General features: G+C 64.8%; 31 protein-coding genes. 3 read left to right on the top strand and 28 right to left on the bottom strand.

Translation table 11 applies throughout. From position 1 onward, the window contains the following. Nucleotides 1-24: 24 nt before the first annotated feature. The 4 genes from DGO_RS19700 to DGO_RS23605 form a co-directional block, all read right to left on the bottom strand. A complete protein-coding gene (locus DGO_RS19700) occupies nucleotides 25-687 on the bottom strand; it encodes a host-nuclease inhibitor Gam family protein (RefSeq protein ID WP_043805007.1) in 663 nt (220 codons plus the stop codon). 148 nt (nucleotides 688-835) lie between these two features. Further along, entirely contained in the window at nucleotides 836-970 is a 135-nt protein-coding gene (locus DGO_RS24720; protein WP_014682851.1) for a hypothetical protein, read from the bottom strand. Between the two features lie 52 nt (nucleotides 971-1,022). Beyond that, complete coding sequence (locus tag DGO_RS22480) at nucleotides 1,023-1,391, bottom strand: chorismate mutase family protein (protein ID WP_014682850.1); 369 nt, start codon at nucleotides 1,389-1,391, stop codon at nucleotides 1,023-1,025. Between the two features lie 181 nt (nucleotides 1,392-1,572). Next, complete coding sequence (locus DGO_RS23605; RefSeq protein ID WP_145975557.1) at nucleotides 1,573-2,145, bottom strand: hypothetical protein; 573 nt, start codon at nucleotides 2,143-2,145, stop codon at nucleotides 1,573-1,575. Between DGO_RS23605 and DGO_RS19685 the strand changes: the two genes are divergently transcribed. Then, entirely contained in the window at nucleotides 2,135-2,551 is a 417-nt protein-coding gene (locus DGO_RS19685; protein WP_145975556.1) for a hypothetical protein, read from the top strand. The genes DGO_RS23605 and DGO_RS19685 overlap by 11 nt on opposite strands. Nucleotides 2,552-2,612: 61 nt before the next feature. On the opposite strand, the gene DGO_RS19680 is transcribed toward DGO_RS19685, so the two are convergent. From DGO_RS19680 to DGO_RS19660, 5 genes are all read right to left on the bottom strand, one after another. Continuing rightward, nucleotides 2,613-2,852 (bottom strand): hypothetical protein, encoded by a 240-nt coding sequence (locus tag DGO_RS19680; protein ID WP_145975555.1) that lies wholly within the window; start codon nucleotides 2,850-2,852, stop codon nucleotides 2,613-2,615. A gap of 168 nt (nucleotides 2,853-3,020) precedes the next feature. Next, on the bottom strand, nucleotides 3,021-3,221 hold the full coding sequence (locus DGO_RS19675; protein ID WP_014682845.1) for a helix-turn-helix transcriptional regulator: 201 nt from the start codon (nucleotides 3,219-3,221) through the stop codon (nucleotides 3,021-3,023). After that, complete coding sequence (locus DGO_RS19670) at nucleotides 3,218-3,652, bottom strand: hypothetical protein (protein ID WP_014682844.1); 435 nt, start codon at nucleotides 3,650-3,652, stop codon at nucleotides 3,218-3,220. Before DGO_RS19670 ends, DGO_RS19675 begins: the two co-directional genes overlap by 4 nt. Next, nucleotides 3,649-5,382 (bottom strand): erythromycin esterase family protein, encoded by a 1,734-nt coding sequence (locus DGO_RS21440; RefSeq protein ID WP_014682843.1) that lies wholly within the window; start codon nucleotides 5,380-5,382, stop codon nucleotides 3,649-3,651. The genes DGO_RS19670 and DGO_RS21440 overlap by 4 nt, the downstream gene beginning before the upstream one ends. A 332-nt stretch (nucleotides 5,383-5,714) precedes the next feature. Further along, nucleotides 5,715-6,611, bottom strand: a complete 897-nt coding sequence (locus DGO_RS19660) for a LysR family transcriptional regulator (protein ID WP_014682842.1) — start codon at nucleotides 6,609-6,611, stop codon at nucleotides 5,715-5,717. A 208-nt stretch (nucleotides 6,612-6,819) separates the two neighbouring features. On the opposite strand from DGO_RS19660, the gene DGO_RS19655 reads away from it, so the two are divergent. Next, nucleotides 6,820-7,692 carry a sulfurtransferase gene (locus tag DGO_RS19655; RefSeq protein ID WP_043804998.1) on the top strand — a complete coding sequence of 291 codons (873 nt, stop codon included), beginning with the start codon at nucleotides 6,820-6,822 and terminating at the stop codon, nucleotides 7,690-7,692. Nucleotides 7,693-7,772: 80 nt separating this feature from the next. Then, nucleotides 7,773-7,976: a hypothetical protein gene (locus tag DGO_RS19650; protein WP_014682840.1), complete on the top strand. Its 204-nt coding sequence runs from the start codon at nucleotides 7,773-7,775 to the stop codon at nucleotides 7,974-7,976. Between the two features lie 575 nt (nucleotides 7,977-8,551). Here DGO_RS19650 and DGO_RS19645 read toward each other — a convergent pair. The 19 genes from DGO_RS19645 to DGO_RS19560 all read right to left on the bottom strand — a co-directional run bounded on the left by DGO_RS19645 (nucleotide 8,552) and on the right by DGO_RS19560 (nucleotide 21,919). Continuing rightward, nucleotides 8,552-9,277, bottom strand: coding sequence for a hypothetical protein (locus DGO_RS19645; RefSeq protein ID WP_014682839.1), 726 nt, complete (start codon nucleotides 9,275-9,277; stop codon nucleotides 8,552-8,554). A gap of 239 nt (nucleotides 9,278-9,516) precedes the next feature. Continuing rightward, entirely contained in the window at nucleotides 9,517-10,806 is a 1,290-nt protein-coding gene (locus DGO_RS19640) for a hypothetical protein (RefSeq protein ID WP_014682838.1), read from the bottom strand. Between the two features lie 81 nt (nucleotides 10,807-10,887). Next, the gene (locus tag DGO_RS19635; RefSeq protein WP_014682837.1) at nucleotides 10,888-11,418 is read right to left on the bottom strand and encodes a hypothetical protein; all 531 of its coding nucleotides are present in this window, start codon (nucleotides 11,416-11,418) and stop codon (nucleotides 10,888-10,890) included. A gap of 3 nt (nucleotides 11,419-11,421) precedes the next feature. Then, nucleotides 11,422-11,688, bottom strand: a complete 267-nt coding sequence (locus tag DGO_RS19630) for a hypothetical protein (protein ID WP_014682836.1) — start codon at nucleotides 11,686-11,688, stop codon at nucleotides 11,422-11,424. A 56-nt stretch (nucleotides 11,689-11,744) separates the two neighbouring features. Next, complete coding sequence (locus tag DGO_RS19625) at nucleotides 11,745-13,145, bottom strand: nitrilase-related carbon-nitrogen hydrolase (protein ID WP_145975554.1); 1,401 nt, start codon at nucleotides 13,143-13,145, stop codon at nucleotides 11,745-11,747. Continuing rightward, nucleotides 13,129-13,806, bottom strand: a complete 678-nt coding sequence (locus DGO_RS19620) for a hypothetical protein (protein ID WP_014682834.1) — start codon at nucleotides 13,804-13,806, stop codon at nucleotides 13,129-13,131. Before DGO_RS19620 ends, DGO_RS19625 begins: the two co-directional genes overlap by 17 nt. Before the next feature lie 55 nt (nucleotides 13,807-13,861). Continuing rightward, on the bottom strand, nucleotides 13,862-15,109 hold the full coding sequence (locus DGO_RS19615) for a chymotrypsin family serine protease (RefSeq protein ID WP_014682833.1): 1,248 nt from the start codon (nucleotides 15,107-15,109) through the stop codon (nucleotides 13,862-13,864). Between the two features lie 148 nt (nucleotides 15,110-15,257). After that, complete coding sequence (locus tag DGO_RS19610; protein ID WP_014682832.1) at nucleotides 15,258-15,734, bottom strand: DUF4326 domain-containing protein; 477 nt, start codon at nucleotides 15,732-15,734, stop codon at nucleotides 15,258-15,260. A gap of 79 nt (nucleotides 15,735-15,813) precedes the next feature. Further along, nucleotides 15,814-16,668 carry an ATPase gene (locus DGO_RS21435; RefSeq protein ID WP_014682831.1) on the bottom strand — a complete coding sequence of 285 codons (855 nt, stop codon included), beginning with the start codon at nucleotides 16,666-16,668 and terminating at the stop codon, nucleotides 15,814-15,816. Beyond that, complete coding sequence (locus tag DGO_RS22470) at nucleotides 16,665-16,862, bottom strand: hypothetical protein (protein ID WP_014682830.1); 198 nt, start codon at nucleotides 16,860-16,862, stop codon at nucleotides 16,665-16,667. The genes DGO_RS21435 and DGO_RS22470 overlap by 4 nt, the downstream gene beginning before the upstream one ends. Before the next feature lie 236 nt (nucleotides 16,863-17,098). Continuing rightward, a complete protein-coding gene (locus DGO_RS19600) occupies nucleotides 17,099-17,581 on the bottom strand; it encodes a hypothetical protein (RefSeq protein ID WP_014682829.1) in 483 nt (160 codons plus the stop codon). 84 nt (nucleotides 17,582-17,665) lie between these two features. Beyond that, nucleotides 17,666-17,938, bottom strand: coding sequence for a hypothetical protein (locus tag DGO_RS19595; RefSeq protein WP_014682828.1), 273 nt, complete (start codon nucleotides 17,936-17,938; stop codon nucleotides 17,666-17,668). Between the two features lie 106 nt (nucleotides 17,939-18,044). Further along, complete coding sequence (locus DGO_RS19590; protein WP_043804995.1) at nucleotides 18,045-18,629, bottom strand: hypothetical protein; 585 nt, start codon at nucleotides 18,627-18,629, stop codon at nucleotides 18,045-18,047. Beyond that, the gene (locus tag DGO_RS19585; protein WP_014682826.1) at nucleotides 18,610-18,846 is read right to left on the bottom strand and encodes a hypothetical protein; all 237 of its coding nucleotides are present in this window, start codon (nucleotides 18,844-18,846) and stop codon (nucleotides 18,610-18,612) included. The genes DGO_RS19590 and DGO_RS19585 overlap by 20 nt, the downstream gene beginning before the upstream one ends. 203 nt (nucleotides 18,847-19,049) lie before the next feature. Then, the gene (locus tag DGO_RS19580) at nucleotides 19,050-19,406 is read right to left on the bottom strand and encodes a hypothetical protein (protein ID WP_014682825.1); all 357 of its coding nucleotides are present in this window, start codon (nucleotides 19,404-19,406) and stop codon (nucleotides 19,050-19,052) included. A 1-nt stretch (nucleotide 19,407) separates the two neighbouring features. Beyond that, entirely contained in the window at nucleotides 19,408-19,872 is a 465-nt protein-coding gene (locus DGO_RS19575) for a hypothetical protein (RefSeq protein WP_043804994.1), read from the bottom strand. 120 nt (nucleotides 19,873-19,992) lie between these two features. Further along, nucleotides 19,993-20,559 carry a hypothetical protein gene (locus DGO_RS19570; RefSeq protein ID WP_014682823.1) on the bottom strand — a complete coding sequence of 189 codons (567 nt, stop codon included), beginning with the start codon at nucleotides 20,557-20,559 and terminating at the stop codon, nucleotides 19,993-19,995. 98 nt (nucleotides 20,560-20,657) lie between these two features. Beyond that, nucleotides 20,658-21,221 (bottom strand): hypothetical protein, encoded by a 564-nt coding sequence (locus DGO_RS19565; RefSeq protein WP_014682822.1) that lies wholly within the window; start codon nucleotides 21,219-21,221, stop codon nucleotides 20,658-20,660. Next, a complete protein-coding gene (locus DGO_RS19560; protein WP_014682821.1) occupies nucleotides 21,221-21,919 on the bottom strand; it encodes a single stranded DNA-binding domain-containing protein in 699 nt (232 codons plus the stop codon). Before DGO_RS19560 ends, DGO_RS19565 begins: the two co-directional genes overlap by 1 nt. Nucleotides 21,920-21,971 lie beyond the last annotated feature (52 nt).

The following is a 21,971-nucleotide window of genomic DNA, read 5'->3' as shown; positions in this document are numbered from 1 at the left end:
TCGCTCCCCAGCATAGGCGGTGGCCTATTCCTGGTCCGTTCCTTCACCCTCTTTCCCGGCCTTGACGAAGAAGGTTTCCGTCGCGGGCTTGATGCTCAGGCCCGGCAGCTCGGCAATCGTACCCTCGGAGACGAGGTACACCGTATCGCCCTCGATCTTGATGAGGCGGTTGAGGGCGGTGAGGTTGATCTTCGGCTCGATGACGGTGGCGAGATCACCCCCGGCAGCCTCAAGCGCCCGCAGCAGCGCTGCATCATCCGTGGTCCCGACCCGTGCGGCCGTCTTGCGCAGGCCGACCGTACCTGTCAGGAGCTTGAGGCTCTTGCCTTTGCTGAGGTTGGCCCGCAACACCTGTTCGGCCTGTGCCGCGTAGCGCCAGTCCAGGTGTTCCTCGTTGCGCTCGATGTCGCGGAGCATGGCGTCGTATTGAGCCTTGAGACGGACCTTGCGGCTCTGAAGGTCAGCTTTTTTGCCGACGAACCACTGAAGGCGTTCGAGGGTATCGATCTGAAACTGGTCCTGGGGAGCACTCAGGCCTTCGGCAACCTCATAGACCGTGATGGCCGCGTAGAGGCCCTCGAACTCAGCGTGGTCGGGGTGGCCGATCTGGCTGGCGCCAGCATTCCAGAGGGCTTGGATGCGGGTAAGGGCGTCGGCATAGGTGGTCGGATCGATGGCAGAAATCATATGGACAGTTTTTCCCGCCGGGGGCGGGGAGGGAAGCTGAAGGTCGGGGATGGTTTGGAGGAAGGCGGCGAGTGGCTGAGGTGATTCTGGTGGGCTGTCAATCCTCACCATGAAAAAAGGCCCCACACGGGGGCCTGAAGAGAGGAGGTTACCGGCTGGCGATCACGCAGCGGGGGAGACCACCGGCCGCCGTCAGCAGGGCCGGGATATTCACGTTGGGGTCGGCCTTGACCGCGTCGGTGATGACCTGGTCGCTGCACGACTTGCCGTACAGGGCGTTCATCTTGAGGGTGAGCGTATCGAGCGCCCCGCGGAGATCGGCGACCTTCGGCCCCTTATTGATGCGGGGCAGCCCAGCGTTTTCGGCACCGGTGATGACGCCGCGCTGAATCTGCTTGCTGGCTTCGATCTGCGCCCCCCCACCAGCTGGTGGCGGCGGCCTCGGAGATGCCCAGGGGCGCGCCGGCCTTGATGCCGTTGGTGATGACGACGGCCTCGCGGGTCTTGTCCTCGATGGCGCTGCCCGTGGCGTACTTGTCGCGGCCGACGAGCGTGGAGATCGAGAGGCGGCAGGCGACGAGTTCACCGAGGGTCGTGCCGCTACAGGTGGCCGGCAGCTTGAGGAGCGTGGTGGGCGTAGCTGCGCTGGCCGTTCCGGTGATGGCGGCGATCAGGATCAGGGTGGACGAGAAGAATTTACGCATGGTGGAACCTCGAGGAGTGGAATGAAGGAGGAGGGAGAAAGCGGACAGGGAAGCGGATTACGACATGCGATTCACCAGGGCAGAAGGATTGAAGTTGGGCACTTCTGAGATGGGTGTTCTGGCGGAACATCCGTTCTGCCAGAGAGGGACAAATTGCACCGGAAGAACGAGGCCTCCCAAGTCACATGGTGTGGTCGTTTCTGGTTGGCTGGGGGGTTGCGGCCTGCCAGAGGGTGGGCTGGATGTTCGAGCGTGCTTCTCTGGCTTTGCGGTGGGTCGCCAATTGCGCGTCGACCCAGGCCTGATCTGCCTGCCGCTGAGCGGCTGTCGGATCGGCCCGGCGTTCTGCGGCATGAAAGTCCTCGACAGAGAGTGCCTTGCGCAGGGCGGTGCGCCAGAAATCGCAGTTATACGTTGGACGGCGCATAGAGCCGAAGCGCGCGCGCAGGTACCGCAGCCGGAGGAGATCCTGGCGATAGGTCTCTGGGGCAGCGGCCTTCATCTCTCGCCGCAAGGCCTCGCCGACCACGCGGCAATGATCGGCATGGGTAGCGAGACGGTCCCACAATTCTTGCTGGAGCCGCAGCTGGTGGTCGGGGGCGCGGTCGCGTACGTGGCCTTGCTCAAGCAGCTGGGCTTCGAGGCCGGCACCCATGAAGAGAGGGAGGGCGGCGCGCTGTAGGGCATTGAATTTCTTGGCGTTGTCGATGGAGGCCTGCTCAGGCGTCTTCCTAGGCCTGGGCATGAAGCTCACCGTTCAGCCAGTGGTAGATCAGGCGATCGCCCTCGGGGTGCTGGAGTACGAATCCACCATTCAGATGCTCCAGGCGTGTCCCACACGTGCGGGTGGGGAAGCCGAACCAACGGAACTCGCCATCAGGCTCCGTAAAGCGGACGGTCTTTGTCTGAATGCGCTCGACCGTCAGGATCATGGGTTCCTGGGCACCCGCCGGGCATGGGCCGCGTGGACGGTCACGGTGGATGCAGACGACCTGACGGCCCAGCTTCAGCTCGCGTCTGAACGCAGCCACGCGGAGCGGAGGACCGCTGAGTTCGCGGAGCTGGAGGGCGTGTCGAAGTTGCTCGGCAGAGGAGAGGTGAGCTCTGGACATGCCGTCGTCGCTCCCCGTGAGGGGGAGGGTCGTGCACCACCGGCATGACCCTCAGGGACGAGCCATGAAAATGGCCCCTCGAGGGGCCGATGTGTCGTGGGGTGAGAGGTTAGCGTCGACCCATCAGGGTGGCGAAGAGAATCATGCCCATCACGGCGCCGAAGGCGGTCAGGCAATCCTGGGTGGTCACGGCGGCCGCGAATCCACTGGGGAGGGCAACGGCCTGGAAGGCGAGGGCGCGGGGGAGGACCAGCTGGTCTCTGGCCCAGTTTTGCTGGAGGAGGCTGATCGCCAGCACCCCGAGGACGACCGGCCAGAGGGGCAGCGTCTGCGTGAGGGGGAGGAGCACGACGAGGAAGCCCGTCAGGAGAAGACCTGGATTGGCTTGGGCTGCACGCGTCAGCATCGAGGGGCGAGCGCTCTGAAGGGCTGACGTCGCAAGGAGAGTCATGCCTCAGTATGCTAAAAAGTATTATCGTAAGTTAGACCTCTAAGGGAATTTCAGTCGTACATTCCTTCATTCGCTATCGCCGTCCAGAAAGATGTCCTCAATGCGACGCCCAAACAGCCGCGCCAGTTTGAAGGCCAGCGGTAGGCTCGGATCGTATTTGCCGGTTTCCAAGGCGTTGACGGTCTGGCGGGATACATCTAATTGATCGGCCAGTTGCGCTTGCGTCAGATCATTCTCGGCGCGCAGCACCTTGATACGGTTTTTCATCCTCCGCGTCCATCTCGGCCGCGAAGGTAGAGGTTGGTCAACCACATCGTCAGGAGGCCCACGCACAACACGATGTACATCGGCCAGAAGGGTAGGCTGGGAACATTTTCCAGAGTATGGTCCCGCTTGAGTGCGTCGTAGATCGCCCACATGAGTACCAGTGCCACCCCCGAGCTGAACACCATCCCGCTCACCATCCAGCTGAAGGCGAAGCGGGCTTTACCTAGTTCGTCCAGGGCACGGTACTGCCAGATCCAAATGGCGAAGCCGCCCAGCATGACGGCGGCGCTGAACAGCCAGAACACGGCGCTGGACGGTCTGAAGTAGATCCCTATCAGAAATACGGCGCTGAAGACCACCTGGTATGCCAGTTCGGCCTGTCGGGTGCGGGTCCACTGCCGGTCCCGGGTGGACTGTTTCGTTGTGTTCACTTCCTCCCCAGCGCTCCTGCGGCGCTACTTCGTTTCACGAAGATCACGCCGTCGAAGGCCTGTGGCAGCACAACGTTTGCCCCGGTGGGTAGCCCTGGTGTGTACACCGCCCCCACGGATGCGATGCGGATTGGCTGTGCAAGCCAGGCGTTCAGCACTGGGTTTTGCCTGGCCTGCGCTACGTTCAGGTAGATGGCAGGGGCGTTCCCGGAGATCAGGGTATCGAGACTGTCACGCGGCGCTGGGGCGGCAGTCAGGACCACCGGACCTTTTACCTGTTGCGCCGGATCACCGGAAACCGCGCGTAATTCCCCATCACCAAACGAAAAGCCCACTGTGCGGTAGCTCGTTCCTAGGGCGCGAGCCAGGTGCTGCCCGAGGTTGACATAGGACTGGCCCTGCGCCGGAACTTTGGAAATATGGAAGTTGTGTGCCCACAGCATGGCCTTCTGGCCAGGGAAGAGGACATCCAGGGCCGTGCGGGTGTTGCCGAACATGGCTGCATCGCGGATCAGATTGAGGCGGTTGGCATCCTGGTCGCCGCTAGTCAACATCGTCGTGCCCTGCCGCATCGTCTCGGCCAGGTGCAGCAGAGTGGCTCGCTGGGGTGTCCTGGGAGGCAGAGTGCTCAGGGCGGCCTGCAACTCGCCGACCTGCATTCTCAAGTCGGCGAGGCGTTCGGGAGTGCCCTCCGCCAGGGTGGCCCAGTCGTGAGCCGTCACGCTGCCCAGCGTCTTCAAGGCGGCCTGTACGCGTCTGTCTGGCGGCGCGAGGCGAGTCAGCAGATCCAGGCTGCCGCTCGGATCTTGCATGTCGATGCCTACCACGCGTAACTCTGCTTTGTCGCCCCGCGAAGCGTTGTACTGGCGCATCCAGGCCAGAAGGTCGCGGACCTCCTGCGTCTGCCAGGTCCAGAAATCAAAGGCGCGGGTGGCTGCGTCCGGGTCGTTCGGTCCCTCGCCCCTGACGAAGCGGTCTACCTCATACGCGTCGTCGAAGTCAGCCTCGATGGCAAAGACTGTGAAGCCATGGTGTTGTACCAGCTCACGGAACATTCGGTCCTTGAGCTGGAAGTGTTCGGCAGTGCCGTGACTGCCCTCTCCTGCACCGATCAGCCGTGCACCGCGTGTCAGCTCCGTCAGCCAGGAAAAGTCCGGGTCCTGGGCGGCGGCGGCAACGGAGCGGATAGGTTGAGCCATCATCTGCAATGCCATGCGGCGCTCAGCGAGTTGTGCGTCGGTCAGTAATGGGGGGGCCACCTGCTTGATGATCTGCCCGGCCACCCGCGTCTCGCTTTCGAGCACCCGCGAGGCAGTGATCAGCCACTGGCCGTTGACCTTGCGCCAGATGTCCTCGGCCAAAGCGGTCACCTGAAGGGGCACCCGCAGAGTGTCCATGATGCTCTCCGCACCCATATCCTGCTGGTTGACGACGGTGGCCCTTTCATCGTCAAGCTTTACGCTTTGAAAGCGGATATCCAGCTTGCTGACCTTCAGGGTCTCGGCACTCGAGGCCGCCAGGGCTGCTTCCAGGGGGATGGATTGATTGCTCACGTCCAGGAGCGTCGCGTCCGCTGCGTAGAGTGAGCGCAGCATCTGGGCATCGCCTGTCAAGTAAGCCTGCCGCAAGGTGTCGTAGCGCGCCTGAAGATCGGCAGGCAGGGTGGTGGTCTGAGCTGCCGCGAGTTGGGTGGTGAGGGCAATGATGGCAAGAGGAAAAAGCCGCTGCATATTGGCGCTCCTTGTGGGGATAGTGGCTTCTGGATATTCGGATTTCTTGACCGAATGTCGCGTTTGCTTGACTTAAAGTAAATTATACCTCTCTGGGTGTCAAGCTTAATTGACAAGACCTCTGAGGAAATTGTTGCCAGAGCTTGGCGCATTTGGCTTGGCAACGGCTTGGTCTCCGTGACTTGCCCACGTCGCCCAGCCTGTTCAATGGCTGTTTTTTACTCAGTCGGTGAATTGCGCTCTGCAGCCTCAACACTGTTTGACCAGTGCGAGAACAGTTCAGACGCTCACTGTCTAGTCGTTGCACCCCTGCACAGCTTGCAGAGGGTGCCTTACTCCCGGGGGGGCCGCTTGGAGTGCAGCACCAGGTCCAGAAGACGGCGCGATTCAGCCCGACCGATCACGTCACTCGGAGTGACGACCACGTATGAGACGGTCACGTTCAACGCCTCAATCAGCACTGGGGTGACCTGCCCCGCATCAATCTCCGGCCGCGCCACCCCTGGGGGCAGAATCGTGACGCCTATCCCGCGCACCAATGCCTCCCGAACGGCGGTGAGGCTGCCGAGCTCGAACTGCAGATCTGGCATGACAGTGGCATCGTTCAGCAACTGCTCGGCATGGCGAACTACGGTGCTGCCTACCATCGGCCACACGAAGACTTCTTGCGCAGCGGCCAGGAGGGGCGTAGATCCGCGTTGCTCCAGCTCATGCCCGGCCGGTACCAGCAGGCAGAGTTCTTCGGAACTGAATGGGTGGACACTGAACGCGGGAGGAAGGGAGGTGCGCGGATGGACGATCAAAGCGGCATCCAATTGATCCAAAGCGAGCGCCTCGATGAGGCTCGCGGAATGTCCGCTGATGATGCGAACTTGGTGCCCTTCACGGTGGGCATACGAGGCCACCTGAACTGCGTAGGTACTGAGCGTCCAGGAGAGGCCGAGTCGCAAAGGCCGGCTGTGGACCTGTCGGGTCGCGAGATATTCAGCTGCCCCTGAAAGTGTGGTGGCAATGACCCGGGCGTACCGCAGGAGGTCGTGCCCCGCATCAGTCAGGGTGACCCCGTAGGCGGTCCGGGTGTAGAGCCGCTCGCCCACGACGTCCTGTAGGGTTTTGAGCTGGCCACTGACGGCGGGTTGACTGAGGCGAAGTGCTTCGGCCGCGCGGCTGATATTGCCATACTCAGCAACCACACTGAAGGTCACCAGGTAGTCCGGGTCCAAGCGCATGCCCCAGCATACCGACACGAAGACACTGGTTATCGGAAAATCCGATGACGACAGGGCAGTCTGCTTGACCGAAAGTTGCTGGCTCAGTCCGCATCTTGCTCAGTTATCCGGAATTCCAATATCTGTTCGTACGCCCGCTTTATTGAGAGAAGAGACGCACCTCAGTATCTTCATGGCGTCAGCGCGAACTGACAAAGTAGAGGATGAAATGAGCCTATCTCCCCGCTCCTACACGCACGACGTCCTCGTGAACACGATGTGGCTGACTCAACATCATCTGGACCCGGATATCCGGGTGCTGGAGGCCAGTGAGGACGGGGCGCTGTACGACACAGGCCATGTTCCTGGCGCTCTGCGGCTCGATAGCCGGCGGGACTTGTGGCACCCGGTCATTCGTGACTTCATTGCTCCGGAAGCCTTCGCCAGTCTGATGAGTCGTTTGGGGATCACCCCTGAAACGACGGTCGTGCTGTACGGTGATAAGAGCAACTGGTGGGCGACTTACGCCTTCTGGGTTCTGCGCTACAACGGCCACCAGCACTTGAAACTCGTCAATGGTGGCCGACAGAAGCTCATTGCGGATGGTTTCGACCTGAGCCGTGAAGCACCGGAGGTCACACCGACCACCTACCCGGTGGGGAAGCGCGACGAGCGACTGCGTATCTACAGAGACGAGGTCCGCCAACGTCTCCACCTGGTACACGAAGGGACCGGGGCGCTGGTGGATGTCCGTAGCCCGGACGAATATGCCGGGACGGTGACCCATATGCCTGACTACCCGCAGGAGGGCGTGCTGCGTGGTGGACACATTCCAGGAGCGGTCAACGTCCCCTGGGCGATGGCCGTTCGGTACGATGGCACGTTTAAACCCGCAGAGCAGCTACAGCGGTTATATGAGGCGGCTGGAATCCATCCATCGCAGCAAGTCGTGACGTATTGCCGAATCGCCGAACGGAGCAGTCACACCTGGTTTGTGCTCACCCAGCTGCTCGGCTATCCGGAGGTCACAAATTACGACGGCAGCTGGACTGAATGGGGAAATGCTGTCGGCGTCCCGATCGAGAAGAGTCCCCACCCTTAAGACCCATCTTTGCCTGAATCTGGGTGGACTCATCCAGTGGCATCACGCTTGTCTGTGCGGGCAGGCGGAGGAGAATCACAATGGACCTGAATTCTTGGACCCCTGTCGACAAGGCCCGCCGGTGGGCTGTGCTGGTCGCGGGCTACTTGGCCTGCTTTATCCTTCTGGCTGTCTGGTTGGGATTGAACTGGCCCTGGTGGCTCTCGCTGATCGCCGGCATTGCGGGTTACTTCTGCACGTTCTATGTGGTGTTCACCCTGTTGCGGAGCCTGTTCCGGCGGTGACGGGTTGACCTGACAAGACGTTGTCTCTTCGCTGCTGACTCACGATGAGGGTTCACGAACCTGTTCGTCGCAATGTAGCTACTGACCGAGCTGAGCGTTTTTTAGAGTTTGACTTGTTGCTCTCCGTGTTTACACCTCCGGAGTATCTGAATGTCACAGAGGTGGGGTGGATGGTATTCATCTAGGTCTGATGACCTGTTTCTCAAGAGAAGCGTCGACTTCCGCTTCCCAAAAGCCTTCTCATCTCTACTCAGCGCAAGTGCGTCTGGCGACGTCGAGAGCGGTGAGGGCGTCTTGGAACAAGCGTCGATGGCCTGGGCCACTTCCTGTGGGTCGATGAATGCTTGGGACTGCCCTTAGACGACTTGTACGTCACCGACCCACCCTGTGAAGCGTGCGACACGCGCCCCGCTTCACGCCGTTGCTCTCCTTAGGCAGACATTGGCACACCCCGATGCTGAACAGCACTAAGGGCGCATGACGATGATGCGCCGGGTTATAGGCCCCGTACCAACCCCAGGTTCCAGCGGGCTTGGGCTGCTTATCACCCAATCCTTCAACTTCGGTGATGGGAGTCATAGAGCCTCTTTTCTCGGAGCGCGCGTGTCGACTGAAGGTGAATACCCACTGGCTTCCTCCGCCCTGCTGCCCGTGCGGAAGTGCCGGTCGGTGATCGGATCGTGCTGCTTCAGCAGACTCCAGAACACCGCGGCCGGGCTGCGCAGGACGTGGCGTTTGCGGTACACCCAGGTGATCAGCTCAAGCAGCTCGGGGGCAGGGACAGACCCACACAGATACGACGCGGCGCCCTGGTCGATGCCCAGATGAGCTAAGCCTTCATAGGCCCGCAGCAGGTCCGGCACCGGCAGGTCCCGGCGCCGATACGCTCCAGCGGAGAGGGCCAGCACCGGGTCGGCCGTGAAGTCGTCCGGGTGATCGACGACTTCTCCCAGGAGAAAGGTGGGAACCTCGAGGAAGAGGATGTGCTGTTCGACGAGGCTCCCCACGCCAACGCTGTTCATCCCTAGAACATGCAGGGAGAAGTGGAGGGGAAAGGGATGGGGGGAGGTCCGGCGTGGCGCAGGGCGGCGGCCACGCCGCCGGGCTTGATGGGTCTCCGGGGTCCAGAGCTTGAGGAGCAGGGGCCAGAGCGGGTCCTCATGACCAGCAGTTAGGAGTGGAGCCGCCGTGTCCAGGGCGAAGGCGGACGCGAGGACGGCCGGCAGCAGGGCGGCTCGATGCTCGGGGTGGGCGTCCTGTAACACGGCCAGGGGTTGCATCAGATTGGCGAGTTCCAACATGCTTCAATGATCCCCTCGGTTCTGGTGGGCCGAGACGGAATGACCCGCCGGGAGGCAAGCCCTCACACCGTTTCCGGCCGGCTGTTCTTCCTGGACCCCTGAAGGCGGCCTTCTTCCGGAAGCTCTTCGTGCTGTTCAGGTCAGGGAGAGCAGCCCCAACTGGGCTTCGAGTTCGGCAATTTGGGCCTGCGCTTGTGACGGCTCGGTACGCAGGAGGCTGGTAGGGCGCTCTTCGGCCGTCAAGGTGCTGTTCGCGATGACTTCTGCGAGCGGTGCGACCGGTTCCGACTGAGCTCCTGCAAGTACGTGAGGTGGGCCGCCAATGCTGGGTCCAAGCCAGCGGGATTGGCGGCCGGCGGCGGGGTGATGTCGAGGAGCAGGTCGAGGTGTTTTGCCGCTTCCTCAGCCTGGTATTGCGGTGGGAGGGTCGCTATCAGGTTGACCGATTCTGGCCAGTCCCGCTGCACGGCACTCAGGGCGCGGTACTGCGGCTCGCCCAGACCGGAGGTGCCCACTTGTTCCTGGGCTTCTTCTGCCCGGGTTTGGAGTTGGGCAATTTTCGGGAGCAACTCCAGACGCTCTTCCATCGTCAGACTCAGTGGGTACAGGGCGGAAGATTCCGGCGTGACCATTGGAAGAAGCTGAAGGTCCTCGGCGAGGCCTCGACCCTGCTGTTCGGCCTGCAGGTGGAAGAAGCGGATGAGCAGCCAGGTCACGAAGAGGCTGAGGGCCTGCACGAGACTCCCCGCAAGCAGGTGGTGTGAGCCCGAGAGGATCAGGGCAAGGAACACGACCCCCCCCAGGAGTTGCCGGTTCACGAGGGCGGGCAGAGTCGGCGTGGGTTGCCCCTGGAACCGTCTCAGGAGAGTACGGCTGAAGCCCTTGAGCTGCTGGCGCTGGGGCCGAAAGCCCCACCAGAACATCAGGGGTGGCACGACCACGCTCAGGAACGTGGTGCACACGAGCAGGACGTGTTGCCCCAGCACCGTCCCCGAGAAGGTCAGGGCATTACTTATGGTCAACAGCATGACAAGCAGCCCCGGGGCAAGCCACACCTGTCGGCTCTGAAGTGCGCGCGCGACCCGATCGCTGAGCCCGAACCGCGGGCCGTACACGAGTTGCGTCTGGGCGACCCCTTTGAGGTGGAAGCCCTGCTTGCCCTTGAGCGCGTGCAGGCTTATGGTCTCTGGGTCGCTGAGGTAGAGCTCCTCGCGGGTGACCGGGTCAAGGAAGGTCGGGGAGCGCAGGTCCCCAAAAGGGACTTCAGCGATGAGGTGGAGCCCCGTGGCATCCTCGATCAGGACCTCCAAACGCGGATCGAGAAGACGGCGAGGCGTTTCCTCGTTGTATCGGCGGTACTGCACCGCCTGTCCCGTCGCGCCCGCGCGGCCCGTCTGTTGCTCGTACTCCAGTAGGGCATGGGTCGTCAGGGTGATCAGATGCTGGCGCAGTTGCGCCTGGCGTTCGGTCTGGATCTTCGACCCCTGACGCTGCAGCGTCGGCAGATCGGTGGTGGGCGTAGGAACCATGGTTGGACCTCGGGGGCAAGGACCCCCTAGATAGAACAGAGAGCCCAGTTCTATCTAGGGGGGTAGGGGGTCGTTCGCGGGTCAGCTGCCCGCCTTGATAACGATGTTCAGCAGGACGAGCAGGCCCAGCAGCACGCCCCAGATCAGGAAGGTGTGCTTCATGGCCGCAAGCATGTCCGTCCCGTTGGCCAGACTCAGGGCGTAGATGAAGACCACCGTGCTCAGCAGACCGCCCAGCAGCGTGATGGGGCCGAAGCCGTTCACGGCCGCCAGCAGGGTGGTGATGAGCGTGGGGATCATGGCCAGGGCCGTGACGCTGCGGATCTGGGGCACGTCGCTCTCCTCGCCGACCCCGCCGAGCTTGCGGCTCAGGAAAGTGAACACCAGGGGATAAAGACCCAGCACCAGCGCCCCCGCGAGCAGACCGGAGAGCGTCGAGAGGGTGAGCAGGCCGATGCGGAGGTTCGGGGCCAGTCCCCCGGACTGCACGAGGGCCGTGATCAGGGCGGTGAGGCCGTAGGCGGCGAAGACGCCCCAGAGGAGCCGGCGGGGCGTGCGCCGGATGAGGTCGAGGTGGGCGGAGGAATCGATGAGGGTGGCCGTGAGGGTCATGGGTCAATTTCCTTTCTCCTGAAGACTGTCGGGAGGCAGGTGGAAGTGCTGCTCGAGGGCGTGGCGCTCGTCCTTCGTCCGGGGGATCAGACACAGGCGCAGCCGCGCGAATCTCTCCGGGGTCAAGCCGAGGCGGGTCTGGTCATGGGGCAAGAGCCGAGAGCCGAGAAAGGGGAACTGGGTGGTGCGTTCGGCGAGGCGGGTCCAGAATTCGGTGGGATCCGCACTGTCCTGCGGCAGGTGGGGGGGAGGGGGAAGGAAGAGGGTCATGGGGTGGGTCCAGTCCCGCGTGAGCGGGGAGGGTGATGACGTGGGGGGTCATGTCCTCAGCGTGCGGCCGGTTCTGGTTGTCCACCCGGCAGGGCGGACCTCGCACTGTTCCGGGCGGCGCTGTTTCCAGGGGCCCTCGAGCGCTGACTTCTTCCAGAAAGGTGTGGCCGTGCGAGAACGAGCAGGAGGATGGACAGGACGACCGGCCAGGCGGGTGCGGTCCAGGCATAGAGGGTGGGACGGCCAGGGGAGATCGGCGCGCGGATGACTTGCGGCTGTCCCCAGGCGGCCCGGCTCAGGACGTGGCCGTGCGGATCGACGATGACGCTGCCCCCGGCCTCAGAGGCGAGAATGAGGGGCAGTCCGGCACTGCTGGCAGCCGCACGTGCCGCGATGTCCTGAAAGCGCGCGGCGTGGAAGGCCTTGGTGGAGGCGGGAACGACGAGGATCTCCGCGCCTTGCCGGGCGAGTCGAGCGGCGGCAGGGGCGAACAGGCCTTCGACACAGATCAGGACGCCCAACTGGTGTCCGGCGAGCTGCACCGGGCGAAGTGGGTTCTGGTCGGCGGTCAACCAGGGGCGCTCGGTGAGGGGGACCAGCTCCCGTTTGCTGCGCAGGACTCGGCCACCCGCGAGGACACTGTTGTGGGCGGCGAGCGCGGTGTAGGAGACGCCACCGTAGAGAACGTTTGGCGGGAAGGGCCGGCGTACCTGAGCGAGGGTTTGCCGGACGGCCGTCGCGTTTTCCGGGAGAACGACGAGGGCTGCGTCGACACCTTGGAGAAGGGGGAACCACTGGGCTTCCTCGGACCGCGCGAGTGTGGGCGGCACGTCGCTGATCTCCCGGACCCGTGTATCGCCCCGTTGGGCAGCGGCCACCAGAATCGGAGGGGCGGACGGACCTGGTCTCCAACTCCAAGCCAGTCCCAGGACGGCCAGGGGCAGGAGGGCCCAGCGGGGGGCCGTCACAAGGGCTGCACCGGCAAGGAGCAGGAGCATCGTTCCAGTTCCCGGCCCGAGGAGCCACATGGGGGCCGTCATGAAGACGCTCGGTGTGGCTGGGTCCCCCAGGAGCCCGAGGACGGGCAGCATGAGCAGCTGGTCGAGGGTGATCGCGGCGAGTGCCCACCGCCAGGGATTCCGGCTGCCCTGCAGGAGCCATGCGATCGGGAAGGCGAACAGGAGGTGCAGGACCACCGGGGCGATGATCACGAGTCCGATCCCCAGCAGGCCTGCGGGGAGCAGGGGAAGGGCGGTCGCGTACACCCCGACCATCAGGGGCGCGTGCAGGCCCGTCAACGCCAGAGTGCTCTGGAGGGGTGAAAGGCCCCGGAGCAACCCTGGGGCGGCGAGCAGGGGCAGCACGCACAAGAGAGGCCAGGGGCTGAAGGCCAGCAGGGCGATGACCACCCCCAGCCCCCAGGCTCCAAGGGTGCGCCGGTTAGCGGAGACGTTCACCGGCCTGGCTGTAGACGATGACCTGGGACGCTTCCTCACTCGGCACGCTCATCGCGCTGACCGTCTCGACGGGCATCGTGCTCGGCCCGCCTGCAGGCGCATAGGTGCGGCGGATGTACGGCAGCTTGCCGTCCTCGCCGACATACCGGTAAGCCGGAGGGAAGTACCCGCCACTGAGGGTGGTGTTCAGGCGGATGTTCTCGATCTGCTGGCCGGTCACGTCCACGGTGACGGTCGCCACCCAGGCGGTCTTCTGCGGGTCGTCCTGCGCGACCGTGGCGATGACGAACAGGCCGTCGAGGTTGCTCGTGACGCTGCCCGCTTCGTTCAGGCCGATAAGCTGGCTACTCTCGGCGAGCCAGGCCGGCTGGTCGATGAGGTTGGGGAAGCGCTCGAGGGCCTGCTGACGGAGACTTTCGAGCTTGGCGCGGTTGTTGCTACTGAGGTCGAGGGCCTTGAGGCTCTGGCTGGTGGTGCCGGGCTGAAGGGCGGCCTGCACGCCGGCGACCAGGGCCGCGGAGGTGTCGGCGTAGGCCTGGAGCTGCTGGGCGATCTCGGCGGGAGTAGCGGCGTGGGAAGTGCGGGCGGGGGACTGCTGCTGCTGGCTGCAAGCGCTGAGGAGGAGGGTGGTGATCAGGCAGAGGGACAGGGACTGGCGCATGGTGGACTCCTGGGAGAAAAGAAGGGTGGAAGGGGGGCGGTTCAGGGCGTTCAGTTCAGTTGCCAGGGCTGTTGAGGGGGAAGAGCCCGGTCTGCTGTTGAGCGTCTGTCCACGGCACAAAGCAATAGGCTTTTTCCCAGGCGCTGGTCGGCAGGGAGGGGTCGAAGGTGCCCACGACGCTGATGTGCCCGAGGACCTCGTTGCGTTCGTTCAGGAGGATGCCGCCGCTATCCCCACCCTGGGGCTGGCGGTTGACCTGGTTCGGGCTGCCCGCCTGGGCGTAGGACGCCACGATGCAATATTCGGTCGCGTCGACCGTGAAGCCGGAGGGGGTCTCGACCACCTGGCGCTGGACGGCGATGCGGTTGAAGTGCGAGAACCACTGCCACTCCCGCCGGTAACTCGTGGCCCCAGCGAGCGTGATCTTCTGGGCGCCCGTAAAGCTGTTGGCCGGGCCGTTCTGGGGGAGACGCTTGAGGATGCGCCCGTTCCAGTCGTCCGCGTACAGGACGTTGGGGTTGTAATTCAGGTTGTTTAACCGGATGGCGATGGCGTCGATGCCCCGACGGTGCGTGGTGCTCGTGGTCCCGATGAAGTCCTGAGTCTGGAAGAACTGGGTGGTCTTGCGGGGGTCGACACAGTGGGCGGCCGTCACGAGCATGATCTCGCCCTGTGGATTGCGGCCGAACCAGCCCGCGGAGCACTCGAGGCTGCCGGAGATGATGCGGGCCCCGGCGCCGTAAGGACGGTTGCGGTCCTGGATGTACTGGCTGGTGGTGGCGCTGCCGTCTCCGGAGACGGGCCGGAGCTGGGGGGCCTGGCCGAGTCGGAGGGCGGCTTCAGGGATGCGGTCGCCGAGCAGGGCGCGCAGGGCGGCGTGGTGGGTCTTGTCGAGGTTGACGACGACCTGAGCACGCTGGAAGTCCGCGTGGATGGTGTAGGTCCAGCGCTGATCGTCGAGAAGGTCGACGGCCCGGCCGGCGTAGGTGGCGATCTGCTGGGCGGTGTAGGGCACGGTGATGACGTTCAGGCTCTGGAGGCTGGCGGTGTTGGGAAACCCGGCGGTCTTCAACTGCTGTTGCACGCGTTGGAGGGTGAGCGGTGCAGTGGCTTGAGTAGCAACGCCCGTACGGGTGCCGGTGAGGGCAGTGCCGTTGGGGGTGAGCGAGTTCAGGCCGAGCGTGCGGGCGAGCTGGACTTCGGGGGTGTCCAGGACCTGGCGGGCGAAGTCAGTCCCAGAACTGGCGCCGGCCGTGCCGAGGGTGAGGAGGAGACAAAAGGGCCGGAAGAAGGAGGGGGTCATACCTCTTCTATGGTGTGGGCGGTTCTGGTTGTCCGGGGCAGTGAGAGCCTCGCACCGACCCCGGCCCCACTCCCTCCGGGGCCACTCGAATCCTGACTCCTTCCGGATTCTTTTTGCCTTGCAGCAGGTCGCGCTGACCCCCGATCGGTCAGCGTCCCGTCCAGCCGCGTTGCCTGGCGTAGCCTTGAATCGCGGCCAGGACGTGTTCGCCGTGGCAGGGGCCGGGGGAGCAGAAACAACAGATCACGAGCTGGTCCCCAGCTGCGAGGCGCCGGGCGAGCTCGAGGATGGTCGCCCGTTCCGGCCCGTGGGCTCTGACCTGGCGGCGCAGGTGGTCCAGATAAGCGGCCGCCGCCTCGCCCTGGGCGTACCCGTCGCTCACCCGGAAGGGGTTGCCCAGGTGCGCGTGCTCCATGCCGTTCGGCGCCCGGCCCCGGCCGATGTAGATGGCCTGCTCGCCGGCCTCCAGCTGGAGGGTCTTGACATTCGCCAAACGAATCCGGCCGATCCGGGGGGGCACGGCGCCACCATAGCGGCTGGGGGGCCGCCGATCTGCCGGCAGTTCGTGGGTGTAGGTGATGCGGCCGAGCACGGGGAAGTTGGGGCGCGGGTCGAGGGGCAGCATGCTTTGGGGACTGTCCGGTGCCGTTCCGGGCGAGGGGACTGGGAGCCAGCGATGAGGCCAGCCTCCCCGTTCAGGGACCTCAAGGGGTACGACTGAGCTTCCCGCGCTCGTAGTGATACCGCAGGGTCAGCGGCTCCCCCTCCTCAACAGGAGGCACAAGGCACAGACTGAGGTCATGAAGGACGAGGCCTTGCGCCGTGCGTTGCAGCAGATGCCACGCCGTACGCCCCACAAGGACGCCGGAATACTGTTGGCCCTCCCGCGCATCTGCGGTGTGGAAGCGAGGGGTGCCGGCAAGCTCCCGAAGCGTTCGTCGCGAGGCCTGCCGGGCAGCCCATGGCTGATCCAGTCGCTGCGTGACCCAGGCGGGGATGGGCGCGAGAAGTTCAAGCTGCTCGTCGAACTTCTGAGCCACCCGCTGTGGTTCCGTCCCAGAGTTGTCGATGACGACGGCCTGGTCGGCATGTTCGACGGCGGCGGCGAGCAGCGTCATCGCGCCTTCGTACCGTCGCCGAATTGTGTCCGGTTCGACATCGTGGCCCCCAAGGATGACCCGTTGCTGGACGCGGCGGACGTTGAAGGTCGCATCGGAGGTGGTGACGAAGATCAACGTGGTCTGATAGCCAAGGGCCTTGGCCTGGGTGAGCAGGGCGACTTTTTCCGGCGTACTCATGACGGTCTCGAAGACCAGGGACCGACCCTCGCGTAAGGCGAGCTGCCGTTGCCGATCGGCCAGACGCGCGGCCTGACGATTGCGCTCCAGGGGATCTGGAATCTCGTCCCTCCAGGCGCGGGCGATGTCGTCGGCGTTGATGTACTCCCCAGGGAGATCGGCCAGCATGGGGGTCGTGATGGTGGATTTCCCTGACCCGTTGGGGCCAGCGAACATAAAAAGCTGGGGCTGTTCAGCCCCAGTGGTGTCCGTGCTCGTCATGCGCTTTTTTGTGGTTTGGCCGGATGTTCAGGAGAGACGGCCTGCTGGGTGGGATGAGCGTGCCCCGTGTTGGTATAGCCGTCGACAGGAAGGCCGTGCTGTTCAGCGTGGATGGTCGCCTGTCTGACGCCTTGCCGGGCCTTCTGATCGAAGGTGCCCTGCTGCACGTAGGCTTTGAAATCGAATGGGCTCATACATCCTCCTCGTCGTGTCTGAAGTGTAGGGGAAGGGGGGCGGCAGGTGCTGATAGGAGTCTGAAGGTCAGGCAGCGGGCCGCTTGCGGACCGCGGGGGACCGCCCCACTGGCGCACGGTGCGGGTCTGGCGTGGAGGGGGTGCGGCCCGCAGGGGGGCCGCGCCCGCGCCCGCAGGGCGCGAGGCACCGGAGGCCAGCTCTCGCCGCCCCCGGTCCCGCCCCACGCCTGCCGGCCTCAACGCCGGGTGCCGAGCCGGGCGAGCAGCGTGGTGAGCCGCTCGGGCGTCACTTCGTCCGGATAGGGTAGGGGGTCGGTCGTCTCACCTGCGCCGGGCCACCCCAAGACGTCGAGGCGCTGGCCGTAGCGCTCCAGGTAGAGCAGGGCATAGGTGTCCGCAAAGCCTTCCGCCGACTCGCACGCGTAGGGCCGGATGACGCAACCCGCCTCGCCGAACGCCTGACTGCGGCCGCCGTCCAGGCAGTGCCCAACCTCGTGCGCGATCGTCAAGGCGTTCTCGCTGCCTGCCTGGATCTGCACGAAGCACACGCCGCCGAACGTCCGACTCGCCCCGGTCATTCCCGGCGGCAAGATGCCCTGAGGCACGACGGCGTACACGATCCTGGGGGAGGTCGAGGTACTCCGGGCCGTGACGAACACAGGGAGCGCTGGGGCGCAGCTGGTCAGGAGGGCCAGCAGGGTCAACAACAGGCGGGTCATGCCTTGGGGACTGCCCGGTGCCCTACCGGGCGAGGGCAGGCAAACAGGCCCACCCCAAGTGGGATGGGCCTGGACGGGTGAGATTCAGGGTGTGCGGTCGAGGGCGTCCGCGACGGTCTGCAGCTCAGCCGCCATGTCACGTAACCACTGGATGGTGTTCGCCCGAGCGGCTTCCGGGGTCTTCTGGTCGCGGTAGGAGGTCTCGATGACCTCACCGATGAGGTTCTGAACGATCCCATACGCCTGCCGGCGGTATTCCCCGGTCTCGGCGTCGTAGTGCTCTTCGAGGGGCTCGGCGGTGGCGGTGCTGCGCAGGGCTTGGTCGGCGAGGTGCATGGTCTGGAGTTGGGTGGGCATGACAAGGCCTCCGAGGAAGGGCTGGTGATGGACGGTGGCTCGGGGCATGGTGCACTCTACCCACGCCCAAGGCGGGGCGGGGGCAGAGATGCGACCAGGCTGGGCTTTAGTTCAAGGGAGAGCGGGAGCAGGGCGTAGGCGTGCGCTGATGACTGTGGCCCTGGGTGACGATGGTCACGTCGAAGGCCTCGGCCACCGCTTGAGCTGCTGCGCGCTGGGCGGCCACCATCTCCAGACCCTGCTGGAGAAACGCGAATGTCTGCACCAGAAACCACACCTGCATGAGCAGGAATTCGGTGAGGCCGCTGTCCTCGATCAGGTCACCGCTGTCCCGCTTCCCCAGACCCGCCAGGAAGCCCCGCCACCGCCGGGTGAGCCCTACGGGAGGTGCATCCACCTCCTGCAGGAGCAGATTCCGGATGAGATGGTCCAGGGGGGTGGTCGTGTGCGCTCCCGGTGCGGGTTCGCCCGCCAGAAGTTCAGGGAGGGCACCTGGCCGGTCCATGAGCGTGATCGGCGTGCCCGACCGCTGCTGGACGGTCCTGCACAGCACAGTGAGGCGCATCAACAGGTCCGCCCCGTAAGTGCGGGCCGTCTCGGGGGGCAAAGACTGGCCTGTGGCTTCGCGGTGGACCTGGATGATGTACGCCGCCACCTGGGGCAGATGGGGATCAGGGGCGCAGGAGGTCATCTTCGGTGATCTCGCCGGTTTCCAGGCAGAATTCACGCCAGTTGGCGCGGAAGAGTTCGCCTCCGCTGCCGTACTCGTTGCCGCAGGAGCAAGCCGTGCCCTGCCAGTTCTGCGTGAGTTCGACCTTGCGCCCGCAGCTGCACTTGATAGCTCCAGGATCGTACTCGGTGCGGCCCTGCACGATCTTGCGACTGGGCTGGCGAATCCAGGTGGGCATGTTCAGTCTCCTCTGGGCATGAGAGGGGAAGGTGATGGGTGGAGTAGGGCGTCCAGATGCGCTTCGAGGTCGGTGCAGTCGCCGGTTTCGAGGCAATCTCCGCACTCGCCCGTCTCGTCGAGCGTGGCGTTGCATGTGACGCACGTAGAGAGTGGTGAACTCATGCCTCAGGAAGTGCCCGGCGCCCTGCCGGGCGAGGGGTCCTACTCCAGGGGTTGGAGGGCGTCCAGGGGCACACGCAGTTCGATCGCCTCGCGCTGACCGCCACTCCCCGGAATCGGGTGGCCGCGCAGGAGTGGGCTGTAGCGGGTGAAGCTCTCGACGTGGAATTGCCAGTAGCCGAGAGCAGGGCCGCCGCTGGCCTGTTCCCAGTGAACAGGACCCAGCGTGAGAATGCGGGGGAGGTGGGTCCCACGGCCCAGGTCCGCGCACACCAGGACGCCATTCCCAGAACCGCCATTGGTGAGCGTCTGGTAGGTCACAGGCCAGGCCTGGCCGGTCGCGTCGACGGCGGTCGCGAACGTGCCGGAGAGGAGCGTGGGTGTGTCGAGGTCCTGCATGTCACTCTCCTCCGAAGTAGGCTTCGAGCGACCGGCCCAGGCCGGCCAGGAAAGGGGCGATGGCGTCCTGGTAGGTGCCTTCTTCATCCGCCAGCCGCAGCTGCTCACTGAGACGTTCGGCATCGCCTTCGAACAGAATGGGCTCGACGTCGCAGACCAGGTAGTCGCAGTGGTCGCCCACGTGCAGGCGGATCATGTGCAGGGACCAGCCGGTCCGGAGGGCGTAGTGGGCATCCTCCAGAGCCAGCAGCCGGTTCCCTCGGACCACCCGGCGCTCGCCTTTCTTCAGGAGCGCCAGGTAGAGGTGACCGTCCTCATCCACTCGGCTGAGGCGGTACTCCTTTTTGAAGAATTCGGTGGGGGTGAAGGGACAGACCTCGATGTCGCCGGGGAGCGTGACGCTGTGGGGCATACGTTCAGCGTGGGGGGGGTTCTGGTTGGTCGGCCCGTTCTGGAGCGCGTTCATGCTTCTGGGGATGCCCGGTGCCGTTCCGGGCGAGGGTTGCCCCGAACGGTCCCGGACAAAAAAGGGGGATACCCCGAGTGGTGGGCATCCCCTGGCGGTGTGAGCGGCGGTGTGGACGGTTCAGAGGCCGGTGAGCGCGTGGACCTGTCGGCGGGCGACCGGGCCCCAGGGAACGTTGTCGAACACGGCCTGCCAGGCGACCTCGTGGCTGCCGGAGTACCCGATGAGACTGCGGGGCTGCCCCGGCTCGCGCTGCTCGTCGAGACGAGTGAACGCGGCGAGGAAGGCCTGCATGTTGGAGTAGCCGTGCAGGTCGCGGGCCTTCTCGCCATACGACGTGGCCACGAGCAGGACGGCGGAGTGGTTGGCGAGAAACTGCCCACTCCGGCACGCCTGGGCGCGCTGCCACGCGGCCTCGCCCGCGCCCATCCGGCGGAAGTGGTCGAGCGCCCCGCGCAGGCTGCGGGGCGTTGCGTACGTGTCGGTGTCCACCGCCGGGTCGCCTTCGTCTTCGGGCCAGTAGGTCGCGTAGACCGAGAAGCCCTCGGCGGGGCAGAAGACCAGATGCAGGGTGCGCCGGTCTTCGCCCGTGAGCAGCTGCTCGACGTGGAAGGCGGGGGTGCAGAAGAGGGCGAGGACCTGGTGCAGGCGCTGGAGGAGGGAGAGGATGCGGTGGAGGTTGGTCATAGGGCGGGGGTTGCCCGGTGCTGTGCCCGGGCGAGGGTCTCCTTTCCGGGCCTGTGCGCAGTGCCCGTCCTTCCAGGGTGGAGGGGGTTCTGGTTGGCTCAGGCCTCGCGGGGGCGCTGGTTGAGCCGCTGTAAGGCCTGGACGGTGGCAGGTCCCCAGGGCAGGTGCTCGAAGGCACGCTCCCAGGGCACGTTGTGCTCGCCGGACTTGCCCAACAGAAGGAACGGGAAGTTCGCGGGACACGTGCGCTCCAGACGGGCAACGTCCTGAAGAAAGCTTCCTGCGTTCGGGTAGTGGTCCGGGGTGAGGGTGACGATGCCGGTGCAGGTGCCGAGTTGGAACTGCGGGGGGAGCACGGTCAGGATCTGGGCCGTGCGACCGAGCCGGGCGGCGGTGACCGCCACTGGCGTTGCACCAAGCTCGGCGAAGACCATGAACGCTGTGTCCGCTGCCAGACCGGTGTGGTGGGGCAAGGGTTCGCCGCTGCTGCGCTTGGCACGCTGGGGCCAGCGCGTGCGGTGGACGGTGTACCCCGCGGTGGGATGGAAGGTGAGGACGGCGCTGGGTCGGTCCTCGCCGGGAAGCAGTTGCTCGACCTGGAAAGGCGCGAAGGGTCGAAGCGTGGGGGGGCGGCCGAACAGTCGGTCGAGGAAGGACCGCATCAGGCGAACACCGAGATCGTGCGGGCTTCGAGATCGGTGAAGTAGCGCTTCTCGCCACAGATCTCGCGGGTATCGGTCTTGATCAGGACTTCGCAGATCAGGCGGCTGCCCACCCAGGCATCCTCGAAGGGCAGGCCGAGATCCCGCCAGGCCTCGACCTTGAAGTAGTGCGGGCGCTTGGTGTCGTCGTCCGGGTCTGCGCTCTGCCAGAGGTTGGCGACGATGGTCGCTTCGGTGACCTGGCCGGCTTTGGTCTGGCGGGAGATGGGCTTTTTGGCGAGACGCACGTTCAGGGTGAAGGCGTTCGTGGCGTGTTCCATGATCAGGTCATTGCCCTTGAGGCGGGTGCTGTTTTTCTTGATGCGGGTGAAGGCGGTCGCGCGAATGACGAGCATGGCGCGGGCATCACCCGTCTGGGCATCGTCCCAGGTCAGTTGTTCAAGATGGGCCTGATCGAAGAGGACGCACTCACCTCGCTGGAGGGTCAGGGCATTCTGGGCGACCTTGCCCTGGAGGCGCACCTGCTCGAAGAAGATCAGGGGATTGCCGTTCCGCAGGGTTTCACCGGCGATGGTCACGATCACCTGGAGCTTGCCGGCGGCCTTCGCCTGGGGTCCGGTCTTGTCTTCGACCCGGATGACGCAGCCGCTGATCATGCCATTGGTGCTGGTGCCGTCGACTGTCGGTTTGCCGTTCATGCTTCCTGGGTTGCCGCGCAGCGGCGAGGGATCCTTCCGGGAATGCTGACTG

The sequence above is a fragment of the Deinococcus gobiensis I-0 genome, assembly GCF_000252445.1.
Classification (GTDB): domain Bacteria; phylum Deinococcota; class Deinococci; order Deinococcales; family Deinococcaceae; genus Deinococcus; species Deinococcus gobiensis.
This window is presented reverse-complemented; position numbering and strand designations above follow the sequence as displayed.